General features: G+C 74.5%; 20 protein-coding genes, 1 tRNA gene and 1 riboswitch. Of the genes, 12 read left to right on the top strand and 9 right to left on the bottom strand.

Going from position 1 to position 24,371, the window contains the following annotated elements; genetic code table 11:
- Window positions 1-321: 321 nt before the first annotated feature.
- The 3 genes from katG (at window position 322) to ACGFS9_RS01225 (ending at window position 5,066) form a co-directional block, all read left to right on the top strand.
- Window positions 322-2,547 carry a catalase/peroxidase HPI gene (gene katG, locus ACGFS9_RS01235; RefSeq protein ID WP_393249537.1) on the top strand — a complete coding sequence of 742 codons (2,226 nt, stop codon included), beginning with the start codon at window positions 322-324 and terminating at the stop codon, window positions 2,545-2,547.
- Between the two features lie 219 nt (window positions 2,548-2,766).
- Window positions 2,767-4,167: a dihydrolipoyl dehydrogenase gene (gene lpdA / locus ACGFS9_RS01230; RefSeq protein WP_393249535.1), complete on the top strand. Its 1,401-nt coding sequence runs from the start codon at window positions 2,767-2,769 to the stop codon at window positions 4,165-4,167.
- Between the two features lie 179 nt (window positions 4,168-4,346).
- Window positions 4,347-5,066: an FAD binding domain-containing protein gene (locus tag ACGFS9_RS01225; protein WP_393249533.1), complete on the top strand. Its 720-nt coding sequence runs from the start codon at window positions 4,347-4,349 to the stop codon at window positions 5,064-5,066.
- A 356-nt stretch (window positions 5,067-5,422) separates the two neighbouring features.
- Here ACGFS9_RS01225 and ACGFS9_RS01220 read toward each other — a convergent pair whose 3' ends face one another.
- Window positions 5,423-6,172, bottom strand: a complete 750-nt coding sequence (locus ACGFS9_RS01220) for a siderophore-interacting protein (protein WP_393249531.1) — start codon at window positions 6,170-6,172, stop codon at window positions 5,423-5,425.
- 98 nt (window positions 6,173-6,270) lie between these two features.
- Here ACGFS9_RS01220 and ACGFS9_RS01215 point away from each other — a divergent pair, with 98 nt between their 5' ends.
- Together ACGFS9_RS01215 and ACGFS9_RS01210 are read left to right on the top strand one after the other, a co-directional pair.
- Window positions 6,271-6,888, top strand: a complete 618-nt coding sequence (locus ACGFS9_RS01215; protein ID WP_393249529.1) for a GNAT family N-acetyltransferase — start codon at window positions 6,271-6,273, stop codon at window positions 6,886-6,888.
- A gap of 317 nt (window positions 6,889-7,205) precedes the next feature.
- Entirely contained in the window at window positions 7,206-8,777 is a 1,572-nt protein-coding gene (locus ACGFS9_RS01210; RefSeq protein ID WP_393249527.1) for an MFS transporter, read from the top strand.
- 98 nt (window positions 8,778-8,875) lie between these two features.
- On the opposite strand, the gene ACGFS9_RS01205 is transcribed toward ACGFS9_RS01210, so the two are convergent.
- On the bottom strand, window positions 8,876-9,526 hold the full coding sequence (locus ACGFS9_RS01205) for a TetR family transcriptional regulator (RefSeq protein ID WP_393249525.1): 651 nt from the start codon (window positions 9,524-9,526) through the stop codon (window positions 8,876-8,878).
- A 399-nt stretch (window positions 9,527-9,925) separates the two neighbouring features.
- Here ACGFS9_RS01205 and ACGFS9_RS01200 point away from each other — a divergent pair, with 399 nt between their 5' ends.
- The 3 genes from ACGFS9_RS01200 (at window position 9,926) to ACGFS9_RS01190 (ending at window position 13,491) form a co-directional block, all read left to right on the top strand.
- Window positions 9,926-10,390 carry a hypothetical protein gene (locus tag ACGFS9_RS01200; protein ID WP_393249523.1) on the top strand — a complete coding sequence of 155 codons (465 nt, stop codon included), beginning with the start codon at window positions 9,926-9,928 and terminating at the stop codon, window positions 10,388-10,390.
- A 133-nt stretch (window positions 10,391-10,523) separates the two neighbouring features.
- Window positions 10,524-11,765 carry a PP2C family protein-serine/threonine phosphatase gene (locus ACGFS9_RS01195; protein WP_393249521.1) on the top strand — a complete coding sequence of 414 codons (1,242 nt, stop codon included), beginning with the start codon at window positions 10,524-10,526 and terminating at the stop codon, window positions 11,763-11,765.
- 79 nt (window positions 11,766-11,844) lie between these two features.
- The gene (locus ACGFS9_RS01190) at window positions 11,845-13,491 is read left to right on the top strand and encodes an FAD-dependent monooxygenase (protein WP_393249519.1); all 1,647 of its coding nucleotides are present in this window, start codon (window positions 11,845-11,847) and stop codon (window positions 13,489-13,491) included.
- 63 nt (window positions 13,492-13,554) lie between these two features.
- On the opposite strand, the gene ACGFS9_RS01185 is transcribed toward ACGFS9_RS01190, so the two are convergent.
- The 3 genes from ACGFS9_RS01185 to ACGFS9_RS01175 all read right to left on the bottom strand — a co-directional run bounded on the left by ACGFS9_RS01185 (window position 13,555) and on the right by ACGFS9_RS01175 (window position 14,847).
- On the bottom strand, window positions 13,555-14,007 hold the full coding sequence (locus ACGFS9_RS01185; RefSeq protein ID WP_393249517.1) for a flavodoxin family protein: 453 nt from the start codon (window positions 14,005-14,007) through the stop codon (window positions 13,555-13,557).
- Between the two features lie 106 nt (window positions 14,008-14,113).
- A tRNA-Met gene (locus ACGFS9_RS01180) sits at window positions 14,114-14,187 on the bottom strand.
- Window positions 14,188-14,415: 228 nt separating this feature from the next.
- Window positions 14,416-14,847: a hypothetical protein gene (locus ACGFS9_RS01175; RefSeq protein WP_393249515.1), complete on the bottom strand. Its 432-nt coding sequence runs from the start codon at window positions 14,845-14,847 to the stop codon at window positions 14,416-14,418.
- Between the two features lie 492 nt (window positions 14,848-15,339).
- Here ACGFS9_RS01175 and ACGFS9_RS01170 point away from each other — a divergent pair, with 492 nt between their 5' ends.
- Complete coding sequence (locus ACGFS9_RS01170) at window positions 15,340-16,518, top strand: PP2C family protein-serine/threonine phosphatase (protein ID WP_393250470.1); 1,179 nt, start codon at window positions 15,340-15,342, stop codon at window positions 16,516-16,518.
- Window positions 16,519-16,683: 165 nt separating this feature from the next.
- On the top strand, window positions 16,684-17,001 hold the full coding sequence (locus ACGFS9_RS01165; protein WP_393249513.1) for a hypothetical protein: 318 nt from the start codon (window positions 16,684-16,686) through the stop codon (window positions 16,999-17,001).
- A gap of 59 nt (window positions 17,002-17,060) precedes the next feature.
- On the opposite strand, the gene ACGFS9_RS01160 is transcribed toward ACGFS9_RS01165, so the two are convergent.
- Entirely contained in the window at window positions 17,061-18,473 is a 1,413-nt protein-coding gene (locus ACGFS9_RS01160; RefSeq protein WP_393249511.1) for an NlpC/P60 family protein, read from the bottom strand.
- 8 nt (window positions 18,474-18,481) lie between these two features.
- A riboswitch (cyclic di-AMP (ydaO/yuaA leader) is annotated at window positions 18,482-18,652 on the bottom strand.
- Between the two features lie 484 nt (window positions 18,653-19,136).
- On the opposite strand from ACGFS9_RS01160, the gene ACGFS9_RS01155 reads away from it, so the two are divergent.
- Entirely contained in the window at window positions 19,137-19,358 is a 222-nt protein-coding gene (locus tag ACGFS9_RS01155; RefSeq protein WP_393249509.1) for a hypothetical protein, read from the top strand.
- A 27-nt stretch (window positions 19,359-19,385) separates the two neighbouring features.
- Here the strand turns inward: ACGFS9_RS01155 and ACGFS9_RS01150 are convergent, their stop codons facing one another.
- From ACGFS9_RS01150 to proP, 3 genes are all read right to left on the bottom strand, one after another.
- The gene (locus ACGFS9_RS01150) at window positions 19,386-20,114 is read right to left on the bottom strand and encodes an alpha/beta hydrolase (protein WP_393249507.1); all 729 of its coding nucleotides are present in this window, start codon (window positions 20,112-20,114) and stop codon (window positions 19,386-19,388) included.
- Between the two features lie 763 nt (window positions 20,115-20,877).
- Window positions 20,878-21,576, bottom strand: coding sequence for a beta-glucanase (locus tag ACGFS9_RS01145; RefSeq protein ID WP_393249505.1), 699 nt, complete (start codon window positions 21,574-21,576; stop codon window positions 20,878-20,880).
- A 375-nt stretch (window positions 21,577-21,951) separates the two neighbouring features.
- Window positions 21,952-23,448 carry a glycine betaine/L-proline transporter ProP gene (proP, locus tag ACGFS9_RS01140; RefSeq protein ID WP_393249503.1) on the bottom strand — a complete coding sequence of 499 codons (1,497 nt, stop codon included), beginning with the start codon at window positions 23,446-23,448 and terminating at the stop codon, window positions 21,952-21,954.
- A gap of 443 nt (window positions 23,449-23,891) precedes the next feature.
- Here proP and ACGFS9_RS01135 point away from each other — a divergent pair, with 443 nt between their 5' ends.
- On the top strand, window positions 23,892-24,227 hold the full coding sequence (locus ACGFS9_RS01135; protein WP_393249501.1) for a UBP-type zinc finger domain-containing protein: 336 nt from the start codon (window positions 23,892-23,894) through the stop codon (window positions 24,225-24,227).
- Window positions 24,228-24,371 lie beyond the last annotated feature (144 nt).

Genomic DNA, 24,371 nt, shown 5'->3' with positions numbered 1-24,371 from the left:
CGGTGGGGGGGGGGGCGCCCCCCCCCCCCCGGGCCGGCCCCCCCCCGCGGGGGGCCCGGGGGGGGGGCGCCCCGGGGGGCCCCCCCCCGCGGGGGGGGGCCCCCCCCCCGGGGGCGACCCGGCCCCGCCGGCCCACCCTGGAAGGCGCGGCAGGCCGCGCGCCGCACGGCGCTCGGGCCGCACCGGCGGCGACCGGCCGGCCGCGACGGCCCCTCCGACAGTGCCGCGGACGGTTCCTCCGTGTCCCCTGGCCCGCGCACCCGACGCTTCACCCCCCTCGGTTCCCGAGCACCGAGATCCGCCCCGTCCGGAAGGATTCCCATGTCTGAGAACCACGACGCGATCGTCACCGACCCGAAATCGCAGGAGGCCGGAGGCGGCTGCCCGGTCGCGCACGGGCGGGCCCCGCACCCCACCCAGGGCGGCGGCAACCGCCAGTGGTGGCCGGAGCGGCTGAACCTGAAGATCCTGGCCAAGAACCCGGCCGTGGCCAATCCGCTCGGCGAGGAGTTCGACTACGCCGCCGCCTTCCGGTCCCTGGACCTGGCGGCCGTGAAGCAGGACATCGCCGAGGTGCTCACCACCTCGCAGGACTGGTGGCCCGCCGACTTCGGAAACTACGGCCCGTTCATGATCCGGATGGCGTGGCACAGTGCGGGCACCTACCGCATCAGTGACGGCCGCGGCGGGGCCGGCGCCGGCCAGCAGCGCTTCGCGCCGCTCAACAGCTGGCCGGACAACGGCAACCTGGACAAGGCGCGCCGCCTGCTGTGGCCGGTGAAGAAGAAGTACGGCCAGAGCCTCTCCTGGGCCGACCTCATGATCCTCACGGGCAACGTCGCGCTGGAGCAGATGGGCTTCGACACCTTCGGCTTCGCCGGCGGCCGCGAGGACGTCTGGGAGTCCGAGGAGGACGTGTACTGGGGCCCGGAGACCACCTGGCTCGGCGACGAGCGCTACACGGGCGACCGGGAGCTGGAGAACCCCCTCGGCGCCGTGCAGATGGGCCTGATCTACGTCAACCCCGAGGGCCCCAACGGCAACCCGGACCCGATCGCCGCGGCGCGCGACATCCGCGAGACGTTCCGCCGCATGGCGATGAACGACGAGGAGACGGTCGCCCTGATCGCGGGCGGCCACACCTTCGGCAAGACCCACGGCGCGGGCCCGGCGGACCACGTCGGCGCCGACCCCGAGGCCGCCCCGATCGAGGCGCAGGGCCTCGGCTGGAAGAACACCTACGGCACCGGCAAGGGCGCGGACGCCATCACCTCCGGCCTGGAGGTCACCTGGACCACCACGCCCACGCAGTGGAGCAACAACTTCTTCGACAACCTCTTCGGGTACGAGTGGGAGCTGACGCAGAGCCCCGCCGGGGCCAACCAGTGGAAGCCGAAGGACGGCGCGGGCGAGGGCACCGTCCCGGCCGCGCACGACCCGTCGAAGAAGATCGCCCCCTCGATGCTCACCACGGACCTGTCGCTGCGCTTCGACCCGATCTACGAGCCGATCGCGCGCCGCTTCCACGAGAACCCGGCGGAGTTCGCCGACGCCTTCGCGCGCGCCTGGTACAAGCTGACCCACCGCGACATGGGCCCCAAGTCGCTCTACCTCGGGGCCGAGGTGCCGCAGGAGACGCTGCTGTGGCAGGACCCGCTGCCCGAGGCGGAGGGCCCGGCCATCGGCGCCGAGGACGTCACGGCCCTCAAGGCCAAGATCCTCGACTCCGGTGTTTCCGTGTCGGACCTGGTGTTCACCGCGTGGGCGTCGGCGTCGACCTTCCGCGGCAGCGACAAGCGCGGCGGGGCCAACGGCGCCCGCATCCGCCTGGAGCCGCAGCGCGGCTGGGCCGCCAACGACCCCGACCGGCTGGCCTCCGTGCTGCGCGCGCTGGAGGGCGTCCAGCGCGAATTCACCGCGGGCGGCAAGCACGTCTCGCTGGCCGACCTGATCGTCCTCGGCGGCTCCGCGGCCGTCGAGAAGGCCGCCAAGGACGCCGGTCACGACGTCGTGGTGCCCTTCACCCCCGGCCGCGTCGACGCGACGGACGAGCACACCGACGCGGAGTCGTTCGCCGCGCTGGAGCCGTCCGCCGACGGGTTCCGCAACTACCTCGGCAAGGGCAACCGCCTGCCGGCCGAGTACCTGCTGCTCGACCGCGCGAACCTGCTGACGCTGAGCGCCCCGGAGCTGACGGTCCTCGTCGGCGGTCTGCGCGCGCTGGGCGCCACCCACGGAGGTTCGACGCACGGCGTCCTCACCGAGACCCCCGGCCGGCTGACGAACGACTTCTTCGTCAACCTGCTCGACCTGGGCACGACGTGGTCGGCCACGTCCGAGGACGCCACCACCTTCGAGGGCCGCGACGACGCGACCGGCCAGGTCAAGTGGACCGGGACGCGGGCCGACCTGGTCTTCGGCTCGAACTCCGAGCTGCGCGCGCTCGCCGAGGTCTACGCGAGCGACGACGCGAAGGAGAAGTTCGTCGAGGACTTCGTCGCCGCGTGGGACAAGGTCATGAACCTGGACCGGTTCGACCTGGTCTGACATCCGTGCCGGACGGGCACGCCGCCGTCCGGCCGAGCGGTCCGTGGTGCGGGCCACCGTGCGGGACACGGTGGCCCGGACGACGGCCGCCGGGGCCGGCTCCCTCCCGGGGAGCCGGCCCCGGCGCGTGTCCGGCCCCGGCGCGTGTCCGGCCACGGGCGGGCCCGCCCGGTCGGCCGACCGGGCGTGGGACGGGCCACACCCCATAGGCTGACTGCCATGAGCGCACACTTTGACGTGGTGGTCCTGGGCGCCGGCCCGGGTGGATATGTCGCGGCGATCCGGGCGTCCCAGCTCGGTCTGCGCACGGCGGTCGTCGAGGAGAAGTACTGGGGCGGTGTCTGCCTGAACGTCGGGTGCATCCCGTCCAAGGCGCTGCTGCGCAACGCGGAGCTGGCGCACATCTTCACGCGGGAGGCCAAGACCTTCGGCATCCGCGTGGACGGCGAGGTGAGCTTCGACTACGGCCAGGCGTTCACCCGCAGCCGCAAGGTGGCGGACGGCCGGGTCAAGGGCGTCCACTACCTGATGAAGAAGAACAAGATCACCCAGTTCGACGGGCGCGGCACGTTCTCCGACGACCACACCCTCCAGGTGGCCCTCGCCGACGGCGGTTCGCAGACGGTCACCTTCGACCACTGCGTGATCGCGGCCGGCGCCACCACCCGGCTGCTCCCCGGCACCTCGCTCAGCGAGCGGGTGGTGACCTACGAGGAGCAGATCCTGTCGGACACGCTCCCGGAGAGCATCGTCATCGCGGGGGCGGGCGCCATCGGCGTGGAGTTCGCCTACGTCCTCCACAACTACGGCGTCGAGGTCACCCTGGTCGAGTTCCTCGACCGGATCGTCCCCCTGGAGGACGAGGAGGTCTCCGCCGAACTGGCCCGGCGCTACAAGCGGCTCGGCATCAACGTGCTGACGTCCACCCGGGTCGAGGCGATCGACGACTCGGGGGACGCCGTGAAGGTCATGGTGACCACCGGGGGCCAGCGGCAGACGCTGGAGGCGGGCAAGGTGCTCCAGGCGATCGGGTTCCGGCCCCGCGTCGAGGGCTACGGCCTGGAGAACACCGGCGTGAAGCTGACCGAGCGCGGGGCGATCGACATCGACGGCAGGGGCCGGACCAACGTCCCGCACATCTTCGCCATCGGCGACGTGACGGCGAAGCTGATGCTCGCGCACGCCGCCGAGGCGATGGGCGTCGTGGCGGCCGAGACCATCGCGGACGCCGAGACCATGGAACTCGACTACGCGATGATCCCGCGGGCGACCTACTGCCAGCCGCAGATCGCGAGTTTCGGGTGGACCGAGGCCCAGGCCCGTGAGCGGGGCTTCGACGTCCAGGTCGCCAAGTTCCCGTTCACCGCCAACGGCAAGGCCCACGGGCTCGGCGAGACGGCGGGATTCGTCAAGATCCTCTCGGACGCGCGCCACGGCGAACTCCTCGGCGCCCACATCATCGGCCCCGAAGCGACGGAACTGCTGCCGGAGCTGACGCTCGCCCAGCAGTGGGACCTGACGGTGCACGAGGTCGCCCGCAACGTGCACGGGCACCCGACGCTCGGCGAGGCGGTGAAGGAGGCCGTGCACGGCCTGGCCGGCCACATGATCAACATGTGAGCCGCCCGCGTCCCGCGCCTCCCGCCGTCTGCGGGGGCCGGGGCGCACCGAAGGCCGGGATGAGCCCTGTACGCGCCCCCGGTCGGGCGGCGAGGATGCGTCTGCCGAGGCGCCGCGGCCGGGACACCGGCCGGGGCGCCGTTCCGCCGTGACGTCGCCAGGAAAGCAGGTCGGCTGCCGTGCTGTTGCGTCTGCCCACGTCCGTGTCCGAAGCACAGGAGTGCCTGGCCGAGGGGGCGGTGCCGGTCGGCGGCGCGACTCTGGTGTGGGCCGGCTGGCTGCGGGACGGTTTCCCCGCTCTGGCGATGTCGCTGCGCCACCTCCCGGAGGCCAACGCGGTCGGCGCCGAGACCCTGGGCGCCGCCGTGGTGCTGGGCCGTGTCGACGACCGGGTGCCGGAGGCGCTGTGCCGGGCCGCAGCCGCCGTGGGGACCGGGGCGGTGCGCCGCGCGGCGACCGTCGGCGGCAATCTCGTGGGCAGCTCGCTGCGCTGCCTGCTGCCGGCGGCCCTGGTCCTGAACGCCCGCGCGGTGGTCCTGGAGCCCGAAGGGGTCCGCGAGACCGACCTCGCCGAGGTCCTGGCCAAGCGCCCGTTGCTGCTCGGGCTGCGCTGGACGGCGCCCCTCGCGAGTTGTCACCACAAGGCGCAGGGCGCGGCGGGCGGTGCGCCGCCGCTCGTCGTGGCCGCCGCCCTGCACCCCGTCGGCGGCGGCCGGCGCCTGCTGCGCGTCGCGGTCCGCGACGGGTACGAGGTGCTCACCGCCGCCGTCGAATGCCGGACCGACCCGCCCGGCTCGCTCGCCGCCCTGCGCAGCGGGGAGTTCGGCCGGCTGCCGTCCGCCGCGTGGGACATCGTGCACGACCGGGTCGGCGAACTTTTCTCGCGTCCTGTGGGGTGAGGCGGGGATGCCGCGGCCCGGCCCGGCGGACGCCCGCGGGCGCCGCTTCCGGCGCCCGCCGCACGGAGCACGACCGGCCGCCGGGCCACCGGGTCCGGTCGGGGTGTGGGGCCGAATCCGCCCTCCACCGCGCGACAGCCTGCCGCGCACGCTCGCCGCACCGGGCTGAAGTCCCGTACGTCCACGAGGACTTCCGTCCGGCACGCCGAGAGCACGCGCCCGATTCCGCGCGGCCCGCCCTGCGGGCGGACGAGGGGACTTTGGCGACACGCCCCGACCGCTCCCCCTCCGGACCGCCCCGCACGGGCGCGCACGCGGGCCTGCCTGCGCCGCCGCGGGCCGGGGCCGTCCCGCTCCTACGGCCCGCCGACGGCGGCGGGAGCCGGGGCGGGACGCCAGTAGCCGAGGGCGTGCACCCGCTTGCGGGGCACGTGCAACTCCTTGCGGACGTAGGAGGAGAGCGTCCGGGTGACGGTGGTGTCGCAGGTGATCCAGACGTAGGGGTCGCGCTCGCCGGCCAGCAGGGCGGGGAGTTCGGCCCGCACCCGTTCCACGAGGTGGGCCCCGCCGTCGCGGCGGGGCACCGGGCGCATCTCGTGCCGGGACGGGTCGGCGGAACTCGGGAGCCCCGCGGGGTCGCCCTCGAACCAGATCGTCGCGGGTGCCGATCCCAGAGCGCCGAGAAGGGAGTTGAGGGCGGGGAGCGCCGCCGGGTCGACGACCGCGTACACGTGGGACGGCGCGGGCACGGGTGCGTCGAACGCCGTGCCCTGCACCGTGGCCTCGACGGTGTCGCCGGGCCGGGCCGCCCGCGCCCAGTCGCTCGCGCGCCCTTCGTGCAGGGCGAACTCCAGGGAGAAGGCGCCGGTGGCGGGGTCCGGGTCGACCAGGGTGTAGGCGCGCTGGTGGGGGCGGCCGTCGTCGGCGAACCACAGGCGGACCCACATGGCCGGGTGGATGCCCGTGGCGGCGAGCAGACCGCCGTCGTCGACCCGCAGGCGCCGGTAACGCGGCGTGACGTCCTCGGCGTCCGTCACGGTGAGGACGAAGTCCCTGGCCCCCAGCAGTCTGAGGACCGCACCCTCCCAGCCGCGCCGCTGCCCCATCGACTCTCTCCCCTCCGGAACGACCACTTTTACTTAGGTGAGCCTAACCTAATAGAAATGGTCTCCGGCCGTCACGGCCGCCCCACCCGAGGAGACCGATGTCCGATCCGCGCACCCCCATCCGGCCCCGCGTCCACGAGGAGCACGTCCCGGGGCACGGCACCTTCCGGATCCGCCCCCTCGATCCCGCCGCGGACTGCGCGACCGTCCACGGCTGGGTACGTGAGGAGCGCGCCGCCTTCTGGGGCATGGGCGATCTGACGCTGCAACAGCTCACGGACGTCTACGCCGAGTTGGACGGGCTCACCACCCACCACGCGTACCTGGTGGAGAGGGACGGCGAACCCGTGGCCCTGCTGCAGACCTACGATCCGGCGGCGGACCGCGTCGGCGCGTGCTACGAGGTGCGCCCCGGGGACATCGGCATCCACCTGCTCCTCGCGCCGGCCGGCCCGCGCGGCGGTCGGCGGGGCTGGACGGCGGCGCTGTCCGCGGTGATCGCCTCGTACGTACTGCGGGGACCGGACCGGCGCCGGGTCGTGGCCGATCCCGACGTCCGCAATCTCAAGGCGATCGGCAGACTGCGCGAACAGGGATTCACCCCCGGCCCCGAAGTGGTCCTGCCCGAGGTCGTCCTGCCGGCCGCACGGCTCCCAGAGAAGCGGGCGCGGCTGGCCTTCCTGACCAGGGAGACGGTCTTCCCCGACGGCTCCTGAACCGCCCGGCCGGACCGCGCGCCGGACCGCGCGCGCCGGGCTTCGGTTAATTCAACAGAAGGCGCCCCGTCACCCGGATCGGGGACGTCCGACCCTGTCGACCACCCCCCGGAAGGATCGCAGCAGACTCGCCGGGAACACTCTGAACTGCATATTCAATAGCTCCGACCGCGTATCCCGCCACCCGGGCGCGAGGCCGTATCGGCGCCCGACCGGCGACGGGGCAATTCATCGACATGGAAACGGACGACGCCGGCACCGAGTCTGATGCCAGGCACCGGGAACCGCCCGGGCCGCTCGGACCAAGGACAGAGCCCATGCCTTCTCTGCGCGCCCCAGCCGCCGGCTCAGCGCCGGCCGCACGCCACAACCTGATCCTGGTGGTCACGTGCCTCGCCCTGGGCACCGTGGTCGCCGCCATGGCCTCACTGAACGTGGCCCTTCCCGATCTCGCCCGCGAGACGCACGCAACGCAGACGCAACTCTCCTGGATCATCGACTCCTACAGCCTCGTCTTCGCCTCGCTGCTCCTGCCGGCCGGCGCCCTCGGCGACCGCTTCGGCCGCCGGCGGGCCCTTCTCGCGGGGCTGGCGATCTTCGGCGCCGGATCCGGCGCCGCGTCCCTGACGACCGACCCCGCGACCCTGATCGCCCTGCGCGGGGTGCTGGGCGTGGGGGCCGCGCTGGTCATGCCGGCCACCCTGTCCACCATCACCAGCACGTTCCCGGGGGCGCAGCGGACGCGGGCGGTCAGCGTCTGGGCGGGGGTGGCGGGCGCCGCTGCGCTGGTCGGCCTGTTCGCCACCGGCGCCCTGCTGGAGGGCTGGTCGTGGCGCTCGGTGTTCCTGCTGAACGTGGCCCTGGCCCTGGTCGCGCTCGTCGGGACCCTGCTGTTCGTGCCCGAGTCCGCCGAGCCCCGGCAGCCCCGGCTCGACGTGGGCGGCGCCCTCCTCTCCGTGGGCGGCCTGGTCGCGCTGGTCTACTCGGTCATCGAGGCACCCACCCGCGGCTGGGCCGACCCGGCCACGCTCGGCGGCATCGGGCTGGGCCTCGTCGTGCTGGCCGGCTTCGTGCTCTTCGAACTGCGCCGTACCAACCCGCTGCTGGACCCCCGGCTGTTCCGCGACCACCACTTCGCCGCGGGCTCGCTGTCGATCATGCTTCAGTTCTTCGTCTTCTTCGGCTTCGTCTTCGTGATGATGCAGTACCTCCAACTGGTGCGCGGGGACAGCGCCCTGATGTCGGCGACCGCGATGCTGCCGATGGCCCTGACCATGGTGCCGGTCTCGCGTGCGACGCCGCACCTGGTGGCCCGGTTCGGCCTGCGCGGCCCCTGGGTGGCCGGTCTCGTCGCCGTGGGCGCCGGGATGGGGCTGCTCTCCCGGCTCGACGCGTCCAGCCCGTACTGGTTCGTGGCGTCCGGTCTCGTCCCGCTGGGCGCCGGGATGGGGCTGGCCATGACGCCGGGCACCACGGCCATCACCGACGCCCTGCCGCGCTCGCTGCAGAACGTCGGCTCCGCGATGAACGACCTGGCACGCGAACTGGGCGGCGCCCTCGGCATCGCGGTCCTCGGCAGCCTGCTCAGCGCCACCTACCGTGACCATCTGAGCCTGCCGGGCCTGCCGGACCGCGTGGCGGAGGCCGCCCGTTCCTCCCTCGCCGCGGCCCACACCGTGGGCGGCCCGGTCGCGGACCGCGCGACGACCGCGTTCGTCGACGGCATGCACGTCGCCCTGCTGGGCGCCGCCGGTGCCGCGCTGCTCGCGGCGGTGGCCGTGGCCGTGCTGCTGCGTTTCGCCCCGCCGGCGCGGCGGTTCGACGACGAGTCCGAGGCGGCGGGACCGGCCGCGGCGGGCCGGCAGCCGGAGCAGCCCGCCTACCGCTGAGCACTCGGGGTGCCCGCGCCGGGCACGCGCACCACCCGGACCGGCGCCTCGCGGCGACGCGGCGGGGCGCCGTCCGCGTCACGGCGGGCGGGTGCGCGTCAGGGGCGGACGGCCGGTGGCCTCGGCGGGCGGGGGCGGGCCTCCTGGCGGCCCGGCCCCCGCAGGGCCTGCCGCAGCTGCGGGCTCACGAAACGCACCACCTCGTCGGCGTCCATGGACGCCATCGGCTCCAGCCGCAGCAGATGACGCGCCGCGATGAGCCCGGCGATCACCGTGGTGAAGGCGGCGGCCCGCCTCCGGGCGTACCGGCCGGGTACCAGCCCGGCGATCCGCTCGACGATCTCCCGCTCGACCGCCTCCCTGACCAGATCCCCGACGCCCTCGTCGGCGATCGCGCTCTTCATCATGGCGACGAGCGGCGGTCCGGAGACCGGGTCGTCCCACACGGCGAGGACTTGGCGCAGGACGCGCTCCGGGAACGTGCTCAGGTCGCCGTCCCGCGCGACCTGGGCGAGCAGTTCCGCCGGATTCGCGCCGAGCGCCAGGGCGGCGCCGAAAAGGCCCTTCTTCGACCCGAAGTAGTAGCTGATCAGGGCGAGATCGACGCCGGCCTCACCGGCGACGGAGCGCAGGGTCACCGCGTGGTAGCCGTCCTCCAGGAAGCGGCGGCGCGCGACGTCCAGGATCGCCGCCCGGGTGTCCGGGCTGCCCGGCCGGCGTCCCCGCTGCGGCGCGGCTCCGTTCGTCACGGACGGATTCTAGCCAGGGCCTGTCCCACCGTTCCCGTCGTCGCGCCGCCCGGAGGGCGGCCCTGCGGCGCCGGGGCGCGTGCTCTCGGCGTGCCGGGCGGAGAGCCTCGTGCCCGAGGGGCTCTGCTCTGCGCCCGGTGCGGCGAGAGCGCGTGCGGGCGGCGCGAGGTGGGCGGGAATCGTCGGACCGGTCCCATGGGGCCCCGGGCCGCCTCGCCACGACGACGGCCGCCGAAATGGCCGGGTGTGAAGCCCTCCGGAGCGATTCTCACGAAATGGTGTCGTTCATCCGGATGAGTGGTGCATCACACATCGGGGCCGTAGCGTCGTGGCAGAGACGGAACCCGGCGGCCACCCGCCGGCGACCGAACCACCGTCCCTCCCGCACGGAGCACACCTATGCGCAGCAGCACAGCGAGAACAGCCCTCATCCTCTGCGCGGCCGCGGCGCTCGCCGCCGCCACAGGTGCCGCCTCGGCGGCCCCGCAGCCCGCCCGGGCCGCCGCGGCTCCCCGGCCCCGGCAGGCCCCTCCCGTTCTCGTCGACTGCCTGTGGCACCCGGACGTCCGCCCGACGAACTTCATCCTGGCCTGCGGCGACGGGAACAGCCGACTCGTCTCGCTGCACTGGTCGCACTGGAACGGGACGTCGGCGACCGCCAAGGGCGTCAACATGGTGAACGACTGCAAGCCGTACTGCGCGGCCGGCCGGTTCCACGCATACCCCGTGGTGGTGAAGCTGGACCACCCGCAGCCCTGGAAGAAGAAGCCGCACCAGCGCCACTACACCCGGATGACGCTGGTCTACCCCGACGGCCGCCCCCAGGGGTTCGACCGCACGGTCACCTACCCGCTGTGGAACTGACCGCGGCGGCCCGGTGGCCGCGGGCCTCCCGGCCACCGGGCGCACGGCCGGAGACGGGCGTCGCGCCGGACACAGGGCGCCCCCGGCCCGCCAGACACCCCATGGACGGACGAACCAGGGCAGACTGATCCCCGTGGGCAACCGACGCAGGTCAGTGGGCCGCCTCGTGGAGCACCCGTCGGGCCGCGGCCTGGTGGCGATCCCGCTGGCGCTGATCATCGTGATCACGGTGGTCGACGTCCGCTCCCCCGCCGACGTCCACCTGGGCCCCCTGCTGGTCATCGCGCCCACCCTCACCGCCTCGCTCGCCGGCCCGCTGCCGACGGCGCTGGTCGGGGTGTTGGCGGTGGCCGCCCAGGTGGTCATCGCCGTGTTGCACGGCGGCCTGACGACCACCAATCACGTGGCGCAGATCCTCGCGCTGATCCTGCTCACCGCCCTGGTGGTCCTCGTGTGCCACGTCCGGGAGCGGCGGGCACGGGAACTGGAGCGGGCCAGATCGGTGGCGGAGACCGCCCAGCGGGTGCTGCTGCGCCCGCCGGCGCACCGGATCGGCCCGCTGCGCACGGCCTGGCTCTACCTCGCGGCCGAGGACGACACCCGCATCGGCGGCGACCTGTTCGCCGTGACCCGCTCCGCCGCCGCGTCCACCCGCGTGATCATCGGAGACGTCCGGGGCAAGGGACTGGCCGCCATCGGCGAGGCCTCGGTGGTGCTCGGCGCCTTCCGCGAGGGCGCGCACCGGTGTGCCACGCTCCCCGACCTGACGGCCGCCCTGGAGGTCAGCGTGTGCCGGGACCTGGACGAGGTGGCCGACACCGACGACGACCCCGGTGAGCACTTCGTCACGGCCCTCGTGCTCGACATCCCCGACGACGGGACCGAGGCCGCCATGCTCAACTGCGGTCATCCCCCGCCCCTGCTGCTCCGCGGCCGGGAGGTCACCGTCCTGCACGCTCGGCACCCCGCCCCGCCGCTGGGGATGTGCGGGCTGCCCGCGGCGAGCCAGGTCAGCGACCCGTTCACCTTCGCGGCCGGGGACCTGTTGCTGCTGTACACCGACGGGGTGATCGAGGCCCGCTCGCCGAGCGGAGCCTTCTACCCGCTGGCCGAGCGGCTCGCGACGTTCTCCGCCTCCGGGCCCGACGCCCTGGTGCGCCACATCCACGACGACCTGGTGCGGCACGTCGGCGCCGAGCCCGCGGACGACGCCGCGCTCCTGGTCCTGGAGCGGACCGCCGCACACCATCTCCGCCTCCCGCACCGCGCGGCCACGCGGTCCGGCGAGGACCGGCGGGCGCGCACCGCCGGAGAACCGCCGGCCCGTCCGGGCTCGGCGGTGCCGGGCGGCGGCGCGGACCCGGCGCGCCGCTGACGAGTGGCGGTGCCGGACGCCCCGGGGCCACGATGGAAGGGCATCTGCTCGGCGGCGGGGGCCAACGCAGGGAGGCACCGTGGCGCACACCTCGGTAACCGATGTCGTCGTCGCCGGCGCGGGGCCGGTGGGCCTCACCGCGGCCGTGGAACTGCGCCGGCGCGGTGTGCGCTGCCGCATCGTCGATCCGCTCCCGGCCCGCCTCCCGTACGCCAAGGCCGTGGGCATCCAGCCGCGCACCCTGGAGATCTGGGACCGCATCGGGCTCGCGCGCACCGCCCTGGAGGCGGCCGTCCCCATGTACGGGCAACTGTCGTACGTCGACGGGGTCGAGCAGCCCCGCATCGACCTCGCACTGCCGCCCGAGGTGCCCTACGGATTCGCCGCGATCCCGCAGTACGAGACCGAGCGCATGCTCGACGAGTTCCTCCAGCGGTTCGGCACGAGGGTCGAACGGGGCACCGAGGTGGTGTCGTTCGAGCAGGACACCGACGGCGTGACCGTCGCGCTGCGGTCGGCGTCCGGGGCCGAGGACGAGGTCAGGGCGCACTACCTGGTGGGCTGCGACGGCGCGCACAGCACGGTCCGCAAGCAGATGGGGCTGACGTTCGAGGGCAGCGCCTTCCCCGAGGAGTACATGCTCGGGGACGTGCGGGTCGACTGGGACCTCCCCCCGGGCTACGGCGTACGGGCCACGCACCGCGACGAGGCGGGCGCCGTGGACGACCTGCTCGTCTGCATCCCGCTTCCGGGCCGGGGCCGGTACCGCATGTCGATGACGGTGCCGCCCGAACTGTCCGCCGAGTCGGGGCGGCCGGAGCCCTCCGACGGTGTCGCGCACGGCCTCTCCGGCAGTACGGGCCCCGGGCTGGCCGACATCCAGAAGGTCCTCGACCGGCTCTCGCCGCGTCCCGTCACCGCGTCCGACCTGCGCTGGTCGTCCGTGTTCCGCATCAGCCACCGGATCGTCGACCGCTACGGCGACGGGCGGGTCTTCGTGGCCGGCGACGCGGCGCACATCCATCCGCCGACCGGCGCCCAGGGCATGAACACCGGAATCCAGGACGCCTGGAACCTGGCCTGGAAGCTCGCCCTGGCGATCGAGGGCGGAACGCACTCCAGCGTGCTCGCGGCCAGCTACGACGCCGAGCGGCGCCCGGTGGGCGAGGAGGTCGTCGCCCGGACCGTCCGGCACGCCGCCCGGGGCGTCCAGGCCGACCCGGGCGACCGCTCGGCCCTGATGCGCGAGGCCCAGCTCCTCGTCGGCTACCGCGGCAGCCCCATGGTGGACCCGGAGACCGCCGGACCGGACCCGCAGCCGGGCGACCGGGCCCCGGACTGCGCCGGCCTCGCCGCGCCCGTCGCGACCTACCCGCTGCGGCTCTACGACGTCCTGCGGGACCGCGAGTACGTGCTCCTGCTGTACGGGGACACCGACCGGGACGGCGACGACGCGGGCCAGCTCGTCGACCTCGCCCGCGACCTCAGCCGCAACCGGGTCGACACCTGCGTGATCCTCCCGGCCGAGGCCCGGCCCGACGCCGGCGGCCCGCCGGTGTACGTCGACACGCTCGGCCAGTTCGCCCGCCTGTACGGGGTGACGGACCGGGCGACGGCCTTCCTCGTCCGCCCCGACGGGTACCTGGCCGCCCGGCTGTGCCCCCCGACCCTGTCCGGCCTGACCGCCGCCCTGGCCCGGCCCTTCTCCCCGCCGGGATACGCGTAGCCCCGCACCGGGCGCGCCGCGGCGGCGGCGCGTCCGCGTCCTCCCGTCGGCGGTCGGAGCCGTTCAGTCCGCGAGGCCCGCGGCGAGGACCGCTCCGAGTTCCCGGCAGGCGTCGAGGTCGGCGCGGCCCGGCTCGCCGGTCACCGTCACCGGCTCGGCCGCCCGGCGCCACCCGAGCCCCTTGGTGATCGCCTCGATGCCGCGCGCCGCGCCCGTCACGTCGCTGCCGCCGTGCAGGTAGTACCCGAACGGCCGCCGGGCCGTGGTGTCCAGGCACGGGTAGTAGACCTGGTCGAAGAAGTGCTTGAGCGCGCCCGACATGTATCCGAGGTTCGCCGGGGTGCCGAGCAGGAAGCCGTCGGCGTCGAGCACGTCCGAGGCGGTCGCGCTCAGTGCGGCCCGCCGCACCACCCGTACCCCCTCGATCTCGGGCGCGGTGGCGCCGGACACCACGGCTTCGAACAGCGCCTGGCAGTTGGGCGAGGGGGTGTGATGGACGATCAGCAAGGTAGCCACAGGGCGCACCCTGCCGAACCGCCGCCGGCACCGCAAGCACGTCGTGCGGCGGGCGCCCGGGAACGGCGAAGGTCCGGCACCGCGGTGCCGGACCTTCGTCTTCTCGTAGCGGGGACAGGATTTGAACCTGCGACCTCTGGGTTATGAGCCCAGCGAGCTACCGAGCTGCTCCACCCCGCGTCGGTGAACACCACCCTACGCCATGGTGAGCGGTCCTCGGACCACGGTCAGCCGCGGGCGGACGTCGGGACGGCCGCCGCGACGGTCCGCTCCCCTGGCCTCGCCGCCTCGGACGAGGGCGAGGCGGGACGCTTCGCGGGGCGCCGGGAGCGTGGTCCCGGCGCCCCGGCCCGCAGCGCCTCCCGCGTCCCGGGCGGGCCGGTCCGGGCGGGAGCGGCCCGCTGCGCCTCACACATCGGTCGGCAGACCGCTGACCTCGGCGATGCCGCGCAGTTCCTCGTCCTGGCGGTGGCGCTCGCCGATGAAGTCCGCGATCTCCTTGCACCGCTCGGGATCGTCCGCCGTCCCCGAGTCCGTCACGACCCGCACGACGCCGATCTCCTCGGTCTCCAGCTCCACGATCCGGTTGTCCAGGCGGCCCGTCACGGCCACCGCGACCACCAGGGACGCCTCGTCCCGCACCTCCTGCGGGACGTCGTCGGGCTCCTCGCCGTCCAGATTCAGTTCGATCGATCCGACCCTCTCCTCCCTGATCGCCTCGAGTACGGGCTCGACCATGCGCAGCAAGAGCGCGTAGTCCGCCGGAGCCATGCGCAGGCGGAGCATTTCGAGGTACAGGTCGAGGGGCCGGTCATCCGGTGCCTGCTCTGATGCGTCCATGGAGCTTCGCCTTCCCCAATGTGGACGACATGATCGCGTCTCACCCCAGGATGCTGTGAATCGGCGCACACCGCCGGTCGAGATCGCCTCCCGGGAGGCCGTCGAGAGGGCTTGTGCCCAGCGTGCGCCCGGCGCAAGCCCCCTCGGGACGCATCCGCAGGACTCGGCCGTCCGGCGTCCGGGAGCCTCGGCCCCCTCGTGCGCGCCGGGCGCCGAGTCGCTCCCGGCCGTCCCGGCCGTCCCGGCGTGGCATCGGCCGGGGAAGCGCCGCCCGGTGCGGGCGGGCGGCCCCGCCGAGCGCTTGCACCGGGCACCGTCAGGTGGCCTGATGGAGGGACTGGTCCCCGGGTCCTGCCGCGGCCGGACGGTGGGACAGGGTCGGGTGCTCCGCCGAATCCACCGTGGGCACGACCGGGTCGCGGCGGGAGACGGGTGAATCAGGTGGCGGGAGCGGAGTTCGACTACGCGGACGTCTTCCGCGCGCTGCCCGGGATGGTCGCCCTGCTCACACCCGATCTGGTCTTCGTCGACGCCAACGACGAGTATCTGGGCTCCTCCGGCCGGTCGCGTGAGCAACTCGTCGGCCGGTACCTGTTCGACGTGTTCCCGGACCGGCCGGACGACCCCGCCTCCGACGGCGCACGCAACCTCGGGGCGTCGCTGCGCCGCGTGGTGGAGACCCGGGAGCGCGACGCGATGGCCCTCCAGCGCTACGACGTCGAGTCGCCGGAGCGGCCGGGGGTGTGGCACGAGCGGTACTGGAGTCCGGTGAACGTGCCGTTGCTCGGCGAGGACGGCTCGGTGATCCTCCTGGTCCACCGGGTGGAGGACGTCACCGAACTGATCCGGGCCCGGGGGCGACGCACGGACGTCGAGCGCGCCGGCGTCCTGGAGGCGGACCTGTTCACCCGCGCCCGGGAACTGCAGGAGATCAACGAGCGGCTGCGCAAGGCGCACGCCCGGGAGCGGTCGGTGGCGCTCGCGCTCCAGGACGCGCTGCTGCCGGCCGCTCAGTACACGGGCCCGCACCGGGCGGCCGTGCGCTACCGGCCGGCCACCGGGGCGCTCAACGTGTGTGGGGACTGGTACGACCTGGTGGACCTCGCCGACGGGCGGATGGCGATCGCGGTGGGGGACGTGGTGGGCCACGGGCTGTCCGCCGCGTGTGTCATGGGCCAGTTGCGCAGCGCCCTCAGCGCGGCGTGCCGGGCCTCGCGCGGTCCCGCCCGCGCCCTGGAGGTGCTGGGTCTGTACGCGCGTTCCGTCCCCGGCGCGGAGTCCACCACCGCGGTGGCCGTCGCCGTGGACTGGCGGACGCGTACGGTCACCTACAGCAGTGCGGGGCACCTCCCGCCGCTGCTGCTCCGCGGCGACGGGCGGGTGGAGTTCCTCGACCGGGCCACCGATCCACCGCTGGGCGCCCGGCCGGAACACGTGGCCCGCCCCGAGGCGGGCACCGGCTTCCGGGTGGGCGACACGCTGGTGCTCTACACGGACGGGCTGGTCGAACGGCGCCGGGAGGACATCGACGTCGGCATCGGACGACTCGCCGCAGCGGTGTCCGCTCACCGGGGCGACGATCCCGAGGCACTCGCCGACGCCCTGCTGACCGAACTCCTGCCGCCCGGCGGGGCCACCGACGACACGGCCCTGGTGATCCTGCGGCTGTGAGCCGTCGGGTCGCAAACAGCCGGCTCCGCGTGTCCGGCCGGGCGTTCGGAGCCGGGTGTTCCGGCGCGAAGAAGACGCGGGTGACCGTCACAATGCGGGGTATACGGGCGATCACATCGCCGACCGCACCTCAAGGCCCGCGGGGCACGCACGCTAGGAGTTCCTGTGACCACCTACGTCATCACCGTTCCCGGGACGTTCGTCCACGGCGTCTCGGAGGCCTCCCGCGCAGACGTCGAGCGCAGGCTGCGCCCTCAGGACCCGCAGAACACGGACCTGGGCGAGACCGAGGAACTGAGCCTGCTCACCGTCGACGAGAACCACACGTTCTCCGTCCGTCTGGAGGTCGAGGCCGCCGACCGGCGCACCGCCGAGGCGGAGGCCGTCCGGCTCGTGTCCGGTGCCCTGCGCGAGAGCGGCCTCTCCGAGAACGACGCCCCGCTGGGCCCGGCCGCCGTCACGGGGATCGACAGCGATTTCTGAGCGGACGGCAGGACGGCGCGGCCGGCGGCGGAGTGCTCCGTGGCCGGCCGCGCCGTTCGTCAGACCGGGCGGACGACGCGGTGGACGGCGGCCGGGCCGGTCCACTGCACCGGCTCCTCGGTGATCCGGCCGCCGGGGCTGGGCGCGTGCACCATCACGCCGTCGCCCGTGCACAGGCCCACGTGGCTCAGATCCTCGTGGAGGAAGACCAGGTCTCCCGGCAGCATGGCCTCCGGCGCGATCTCCGGCCCGATCCCCGACTGGTCCTGGATCGTCCGAGGCAGCAGCACACCGGCGCTCCGCCAGGCGGCCCGTGTGAGCCCCGGGGAATCGTACGAACCGGGTCCCGACGCTCCCCGGACACACGGCCTGCCGAGCTGGGCCCGGGCGAAGGCCACGGCCTCCGCGGCCCGGGTGTCGTAGCCGGTGACCGGCGGTGCCGCGAGGACCGCGGTACCGCCGGTGTCGAACCCGGCGTCCGGGCCGGCCGGCCAGGGAGCGCCCGGCGCGGGCCGTTCGGCGGCCGCGGGCCACACCGGACGCGGGTCCGCGTACGGCGCCGCGGCCGGGTCCGACCAGGGGACGGTCGTCGACCAGGGCTCGAACGGGATGCCCGGCTCCGGGGCGCCCTGCACCGGCGCGCGTCCCGTGTCCGCGGCGGGCCACGGGAAGCCGTCGGCCGAGACCGGGGCGACGGGCGCGGCCGGCAGGGACCCGGTCTCCCACGGCGCGAAGCCGGCCGACGGGGCCTCCAGAGCGGCCGGAGCGGATTCCGCCGCCGGGTACGCCACCGGCAGGGCGGCGTCGGGCCGCGCGGCGTGCCGGCTCAGCATCTCGCGCGCGGCCACCAGTTGGCGCCGGGCACGGTCCTTGCGGAACCGTGGGGAGGACGGGTCCCCGGACTCGGGCCGGGCCGGCCCGGGAGTGGGCCAGGGCGTGCCGCCGGTGTCGGGTGCGGTGAGGGCGGCCTCGGCCGCCGGTGCGGACGCGGGGGCCGCGGTCAGTTCGAGAAGGGGGCGGGCGGTGAGCTCCGCGCCGGGGGCGGGGGCCGGCTCGGCGCCGGGTCCGGCCGTCAACTCCGCCACCGGACGGGGACCTTGCCCCAGCTGCGCGGCCGGGAGTTCCGCGGGGAGTGCCGCATCCCGCGCCGTCCGGGGGGGCGCGGGATGCGGCAGCGGCTCCCGGCTTGCGGGAAGCACCGCCGCGACGGTGGGCCCGAGCCGGGACCGCGCGCCGTCGAACCACTGGCGCATCAGGTCCTCCCGGGCCGGATCGGCGGCAGCGGGCTCCGCCGCGGCGGGCCGTGGGTCGGCGGGCCCGCGGGCGGCGGAGCGGCGCTCGACCCGGCGGGAACGGGCCGCAAGCGCCCGGGTCGCGTTGAAGTTCCCGGTGTCGTCCTCGGCCCGGTCGTAGAGGGATGCGAGCCGCCTGCGGACTTCTTCGCCGCTGGGCTGGGTGCGTTCCGGCGCCATGGGGTTGGCACTCCTTCCGTCATCCGCCTACCGGGTTAGCTGTCGGGTTCGGGCGGACGGCTGTGGAAGGTGTGCCCTACGGCCGCTGCCCGTGCGGCAGCCGGCCGATTCACCCCGGGTTCGGTGGGTCCCCGGCTCCGGCCGCCGCGGGGACGGGCCGAACTCGGCGGAGGCCGCACCGCCCGGCGTGCTGTCGCCGGAGGGAATCGGACGGCCGGACGTCAACTTAGCCAAGTTGTGCACCCCGTGTGAAGATCCACGTCCCAGATGTCCGATACGTTTTCGTGACCTTCATCGCATCGCCGCGCTGCGCGACGTCGGGGGCACGGTCGGTCGGCGAACCGGCCTGCGACACGGGCGGGTTCGACGGAGCGACTTCCGGGGCGAGGCCCCGGGGCGCCGGCGAGGACCGGTCCGCCCACCCGGCGGCGCGGCCACCCGCCGGGAGCGTGCGGCTCGCCCGCCCTGGTCCGCGGGGACGCCGCAGGTGCGCACAGAACTGGCGTTCCCTGACAGCTTGTTCGGCATCGGCGGCTGTCGATGGCCGGGCTCTGACCGGATTTGGCCGACCTGGCCGGATCTCCTCCTCGGCCGCGCGTCCGCCCTACCGTCGACAGGGCAGAGGCCCGCCGGCGGCCACGAGAGCGAGTCGAGGATTCCCCCGTGCACGATGCACCGATCTACGCCCAGTTGGTCGCCGAACGCGGTGACATACCGACACTCGTACGGAGCGAAGCCCGGCGGCTGCAGCGCGACTTCGAGTGGATCCTCAGCTGGGATCCGTCCACGGGGGGACTGCCCGGTTCCGCACCGCGCACACCGGCGGGCACACGCCGGCCCTTCTCCCCGGGCCCCGATCCGGCCGACCGACTCGACTCGGCGTAGGACCGGTCCCCCGGTGCGAACCGGGGCTCAGAGCACACCCGGGCGGCCGTCCGGCCCCGCCGCGGGCAGGACGCCGTCCGCGCCGTCGGCGCCCGGCAGCAGCGCGGCCACCGCGGACGCCGTGACCCGGTGCCAGGTCCGGGCACGCCGCAGCATCGCGTGGTCGCCCCCCGCGACCCGCACGGCGCGTGCCGTGGAGCCCTCCCCCGCCGCCCGTCGGACCAGGGCGAAGGACGCCGCCGCGTCGGTGATGCGGTCCCGGTCCCCGTGCAGCACCACCAGGCGCGTGTCGCGCAGGTGGGCGACCGGCTCGCCTTCGGGGCACCAGGGTGCCAGGGCGACCACCGAGCGGACCTGCGGCGCCGCCGCGGCGCGCAGCGCCGCACGGCCGCCCATCGAGTGACCGACGAGCACGACCGGCACCTCGCCGACCATTTCGGTGAGTTCGGCGAGTGCGCGGTGCACGTCGGCGAGCGGGTCGGCGGCGCTTCCGTTCCAGCCGCGGACGCGGTAGCGCACCTCGGCGACCACGACGCCGGGGTCCGGCACGGACCGCAGGACGGAGCGGACGAACGGCCGCATGCGGAGCCGGGAGACGTGCCAGGGCCGCGACGGGGCCAGGCTGTCGGCCCGTCCGCCGTGCAGGATCAGCACCGCGGCCCGCGCCGGTCCCTCCTCCCCGCCGGGCATCCGGTGCGGCGCCAGCGCCGTGAGGCCCCGGGCCGTCCCGGGCCGCGTTCCCTCGCGGTCGGACATCCTCGCGGAGCCTCGCATGGCACCTCTTCACCGTCGGGGCGCCTGGACGCCGCTGCCTCGTCCGCCGACGACGGTCGCCGGACACCGGATATCCGTAGCCCGATCGCCCGCGGTTTGGTCACGCCTCCGCGGCGTGCCACGGCCGCTTGGCCGTGCCGTGGCGCAGGGACCGGGGCCCGCTCCGCCTTCCCGGTCGCCGCGCCTGTCACCGGTCGTGCGACGGCCACCGCGCCCATCATCGTCGATCACCCGAGGGCGCGCAGCAGTGCCCGTGTCGAGCCACGGCCTCGCCTGCTCGGTTCCCGGCCCGCGGCGCCGTCCGAACGGCTCGGCCGGTGGCGCGTCCCGCACGGCTCCCGCCGGCCGGAAGCGCCCGCGGGACGGGGCGAGGGGAACGGGTCGTCGGGTCGGCCGGGCGCGGGCGGGGCGGCCGGTGCCGCTCGGCTCAGTCCGCCGGTCCGGGGCGGGTTCCGTATCCGCTGCGCCACTCCTGGTAGGCCCGCCACAGGCGTTCGGCGCGCGGACAGCGGCCCGATTCCCGCTGGCAGACCCGGCAGTCTCCGACATGGCCGATGTAGGCGGCTTCGGGAGTCTCTCGACCCGGTTGCGGATTCGTCATGGCCCTCGGCACCCCTCGGCGCGACGCGCCCCGAGCGCGACGTCGCTACTGATGCCGTACTTCCGTTCGCCGGGCCCCGGCGGATGCACCCGGAGCCGGCCGATCGTGTTCCGGGCGGCCCCGTCGCCCGGAACACGATCCGCATCAGTCGAGCAGGCCGACGTCCTGCGCCATCGCGGCCCACTCCTCCGGCGACGGTCTGCGCACCACCAGAGTGTCGACGGCGAAGTCCATCGCGCAGACGTCCGGATCGGGCGGCGGGTGGTAACGCCCCGCGCACACCGACAGGTTGACGATGAGATAGGCCTCCCAGTGCCTGCCCACCCCGCGCCGGTCGGCGAACGCCCGGACGCCGTTCACCCACCACACCACGCGGTGCGGGCCGAACTCGACCACGAGGTCCACCCAGGCCCCGGGCCGCACCGACCCGTCGTGGTGGTAGTGGTGGGAGTCGCGGACGTGGTTGGAGAGTTCGAGCAGGTCGGGATTGTCGGGGTGGTACTCGAAGACGTCGATCTCCTGACCGCCGTCCCGCCACGTCCAGATCGCCGGCCACGCGCCGCGGGCGTCGGGCAGGCGCACCCGGGCCTCCAGCACGTCTCCGGACCGGACCATGAAGCCGTCCTCGCTGCCCTCGGTGGTGAGCAGTCCCGCGTTCCACAGGCCGTCGGGGCGCCGGGTGGCGCGGAAGACGCCCGTGCGGGAATAGGAGGGGTCGTCGGTGAGGTGGTCGAGTTTGTCGTCCCGCGGGTTGACGGGACCACCGTCGGGATAGGCCCACGAACGGCCCGCCACCCACTGACGGGTGGAGGTGAAATCCGCGGTGAAGACGACATCGGACACACGCGGCTCCTCGGCGACGGCGTTCGCGTACGGCCCAGGTTCTCCCCCGCGGGCCCCGGCCCACACGCCGTTCGCACGGACCGGCGACCGAAACAACTCTTCGGAGTGAACACGGGGGACTCGCGGCGCGGGGACGGCGCCCGCCCACGCGAGCGGCGCCGATCGCCGCCGCGTCCGGCGGATCCGCCCGGTCGGCGGACCGCCGTGAGGGGCGTCGCGGACGGCGGGCACGGAAGTGCCGGAGCGCACCGGCGGGTCGCGGCCCCGTGTGCACGGCCGCGGCCCGCCCCGGAAGCAGGCCGCCCCCGTGCCGACCCCGGCACGAGGGGCGCTACGGGGGCGGGGCGGGAGCGGCGCGAGGCATCCGTCCGGCGGTCAGAAGCGCGGAACCGGCGCCTGGCTCTCCACCAGTTCGGCGGCCTCCTCGGGAGTGCCCACGGACGGCGGCGAGCCGTCCAGCGGCCGGCGCGCGGTCTCCTTCATGCAGGCCACCGCGACGACGCCGACCAGCGCCGCGGCCATGGCGTAGTAGGCGGGCATCAGCTCGCTGCCGGTCACCGAGATCAGCGCGGTGATCACCAGCGGGGTGGTGCCGCCGAAGAGGGAGGCGGAGAGGTTGTAGCCCACCGAGAGGGAGCCGTAGCGCACCTGGGTCGGGAACAGCGCGGGCAGGGCCGCCGACATCGTGCCGAGCATGCAGACCAGGGACAGGCCCAGCATCAGCATGCCCGCCGACACCGCCACCAGGCTGCCCTGCCGGACGAGCAGGAAGGCCGGGACGGACAGCACCAGGAAGCCGAGCATGCCGGTCATGAGCAGCGGTTTGCGGCCGAAGCGGTCGGAGAGCCGGCCCACCCGGGTGATGACCAGCATCAGCACCACCATGGTGGCGATCAGCACCAGCAGGCCGTGCGTCTCGCTGTAGCCCATCTCGTCGGAGAGGTAGGTCGGCATGTACGACAGCAGCATGTAGTCGGTGATGTTGTAGGCGCCGACCAGGCAGATGCACAGGATGAGCGTCGGCCAGTAGTCGCGGAAGATCTTCGCGAGGTCGCCCTTGGCGGACGCCTCGACGGCCGTGGCCGCGTCGGACGCCGCGTGCGAGGACTCGTCCTCCAGCTTCCGGAAGGCCGGCGTCTCGTCCAGCCGGAGCCGCAGATACAGGCCCACGAGTCCGATGGGGCCCGCGACCAGGAACGGCACGCGCCAGCCCCAGGACTCCATGCCGCCGCTCCCCAGTACGGAGGTCAGCACGGTGACCAGGCCGGCCGCCCCCACGTACCCGGCGAGCGTGCCGAGCTCCAGGAAGCTGCCGAAGAATCCGCGGCGCCGGTCGGGCGCGTACTCCGCGATGAACGTGGAGGCGCCGCCGTACTCACCGCCCGTCGAGAAGCCCTGCACGAGCCGGAAGAGGATCAGCAGCACCGGAGCCCAGAAGCCGATGGTCGCGTACGACGGGATCAGGCCGATAGCGCAGGTGCCGACCGCCATCAGGATCATGGTGACGGCGAGCACCTTCTTGCGCCCGATCCGGTCGCCCATGGGTCCGAAGACCATGCCGCCGAGCGGGCGGACGAGGAAGGACACCGCGAACGTCGCGAACGACGACAGGAGCTGGACGGTGCCGTTGCCGGAGGGGAAGAAGACGTGCCCGATGGTGACGGCGAGGTAGCTGTAGATGCCGAAGTCGAACCATTCCATGGCGTTGCCGAGCGACGCCGCCTTGACCGCACGCTTGACCGATGCCTCGTCCGTGACGGTGATGTCGGTCCGCCGCAACGGGGGGTTCCTGCGCCGCCGCACCGCTCTGAACAGGGTGCGGTGACGCCTGACCGCCGCCGGATCGACCGGGTCCGTCTCGGTGACTGCCATGAAGCGTCCTCTCTGCCTGCTCTGGGCGTGCCCGCGTCCGGTACCACGCGATGTCCACACAGTCGTTTACTCGTTCATGGCACACGCAAACGGATTCGCCGGCACGACGATCTTCGTCACCGGGCGAGCGGCCGGGGCCTCGCCGTGTCCTCGCCCGGCATCCGCTCGTTCACCGGCCATGTCACCAGCTGATCCGATCAACGGGCCGCACGCCACCGCCCGCCGCCCGGCGGTACCGCCGGGCCGGACCGGGCCCCGCCCCGGAAGCCCTCCTGCCTCCGCCACGCGGCCCCCCGGCGCGGGCAGGAGCCCGTCGGCCGCGCCCGACCGCGCCGCCTGCGCCAACCGCTGGTGCACCGTCATCTACTGACCTGCTCCGGAATGCCGGCGGGTCGGGGCCGCGACGGACTGCGCGGCCCGCGCCGGGCGGGGAGACTCGTCCCATGGAACACGACGCGCACGGGAAGCCCGGCTGGGTGGTCGCCGCCGACGGCGGACGACCGGAGGGCCGGAACTGCTCCCACCTGGAACAGCCGGCCCCCGGGACCGGGCTCCCCGGCGCCGCAGGCTGCGCGGAATGCGCCGCCCGCGGCACCACGTGGGTCCATCTGCGGGCCTGTCTGACCTGTGGTCATGTCGGCTGCTGCGACAGTTCGCGGGGGCAGCACGCCACCGCCCACCACGAGCGCACCGGGCACCCGGTCGCCCGCTCCGCGGAGCCCGGCGAGGACTGGGCGTGGTGCTACGCGGACGAGGTGTTCCTGCGGCCCGCGCCGTGAGCGCCCGCACGCTCCGGGCCGGCACCCTGCTCGGCGCCCGCGGGGCCGGCCGGCGGCGGGGCCCCTCGGGACGTGTCACCGGCCCGTGCCATGCTGGAGTTCCGGATCATGACGCGGGAGCGGGGAACAGCACAGCGTGAGGAC

Origin of the sequence: Streptomyces sp. NPDC048566, from assembly GCF_043199735.1 — a bacterium.
GTDB lineage: Bacteria > Actinomycetota > Actinomycetes > Streptomycetales > Streptomycetaceae > Streptomyces.
This window is presented reverse-complemented; position numbering and strand designations above follow the sequence as displayed.

Coding starts and splice junctions, on each gene's coding strand:
- katG (WP_393249537.1), top strand. CDS start 322: ATGTCTGAGAACCACGACGCGATCGTCACCGACCCGAAATCGCAGGAG.
- lpdA (WP_393249535.1), top strand. CDS start 2,767: ATGAGCGCACACTTTGACGTGGTGGTCCTGGGCGCCGGCCCGGGTGGA.
- ACGFS9_RS01220 (WP_393249531.1), bottom strand. CDS start 6,172: ATGGGGCAGCGGCGCGGCTGGGAGGGTGCGGTCCTCAGACTGCTGGGG.
- ACGFS9_RS01215 (WP_393249529.1), top strand. CDS start 6,271: ATGTCCGATCCGCGCACCCCCATCCGGCCCCGCGTCCACGAGGAGCAC.
- ACGFS9_RS01210 (WP_393249527.1), top strand. CDS start 7,206: ATGCCTTCTCTGCGCGCCCCAGCCGCCGGCTCAGCGCCGGCCGCACGC.
- ACGFS9_RS01200 (WP_393249523.1), top strand. CDS start 9,926: ATGCGCAGCAGCACAGCGAGAACAGCCCTCATCCTCTGCGCGGCCGCG.
- ACGFS9_RS01175 (WP_393249515.1), bottom strand. CDS start 14,847: ATGGACGCATCAGAGCAGGCACCGGATGACCGGCCCCTCGACCTGTAC.
- ACGFS9_RS01170 (WP_393250470.1), top strand. CDS start 15,340: ATGGTCGCCCTGCTCACACCCGATCTGGTCTTCGTCGACGCCAACGAC.
- ACGFS9_RS01160 (WP_393249511.1), bottom strand. CDS start 18,473: ATGGCGCCGGAACGCACCCAGCCCAGCGGCGAAGAAGTCCGCAGGCGG.
- ACGFS9_RS01150 (WP_393249507.1), bottom strand. CDS start 20,114: ATGTCCGACCGCGAGGGAACGCGGCCCGGGACGGCCCGGGGCCTCACG.
- proP (WP_393249503.1), bottom strand. CDS start 23,448: ATGGCAGTCACCGAGACGGACCCGGTCGATCCGGCGGCGGTCAGGCGT.
- ACGFS9_RS01135 (WP_393249501.1), top strand. CDS start 23,892: ATGGAACACGACGCGCACGGGAAGCCCGGCTGGGTGGTCGCCGCCGAC.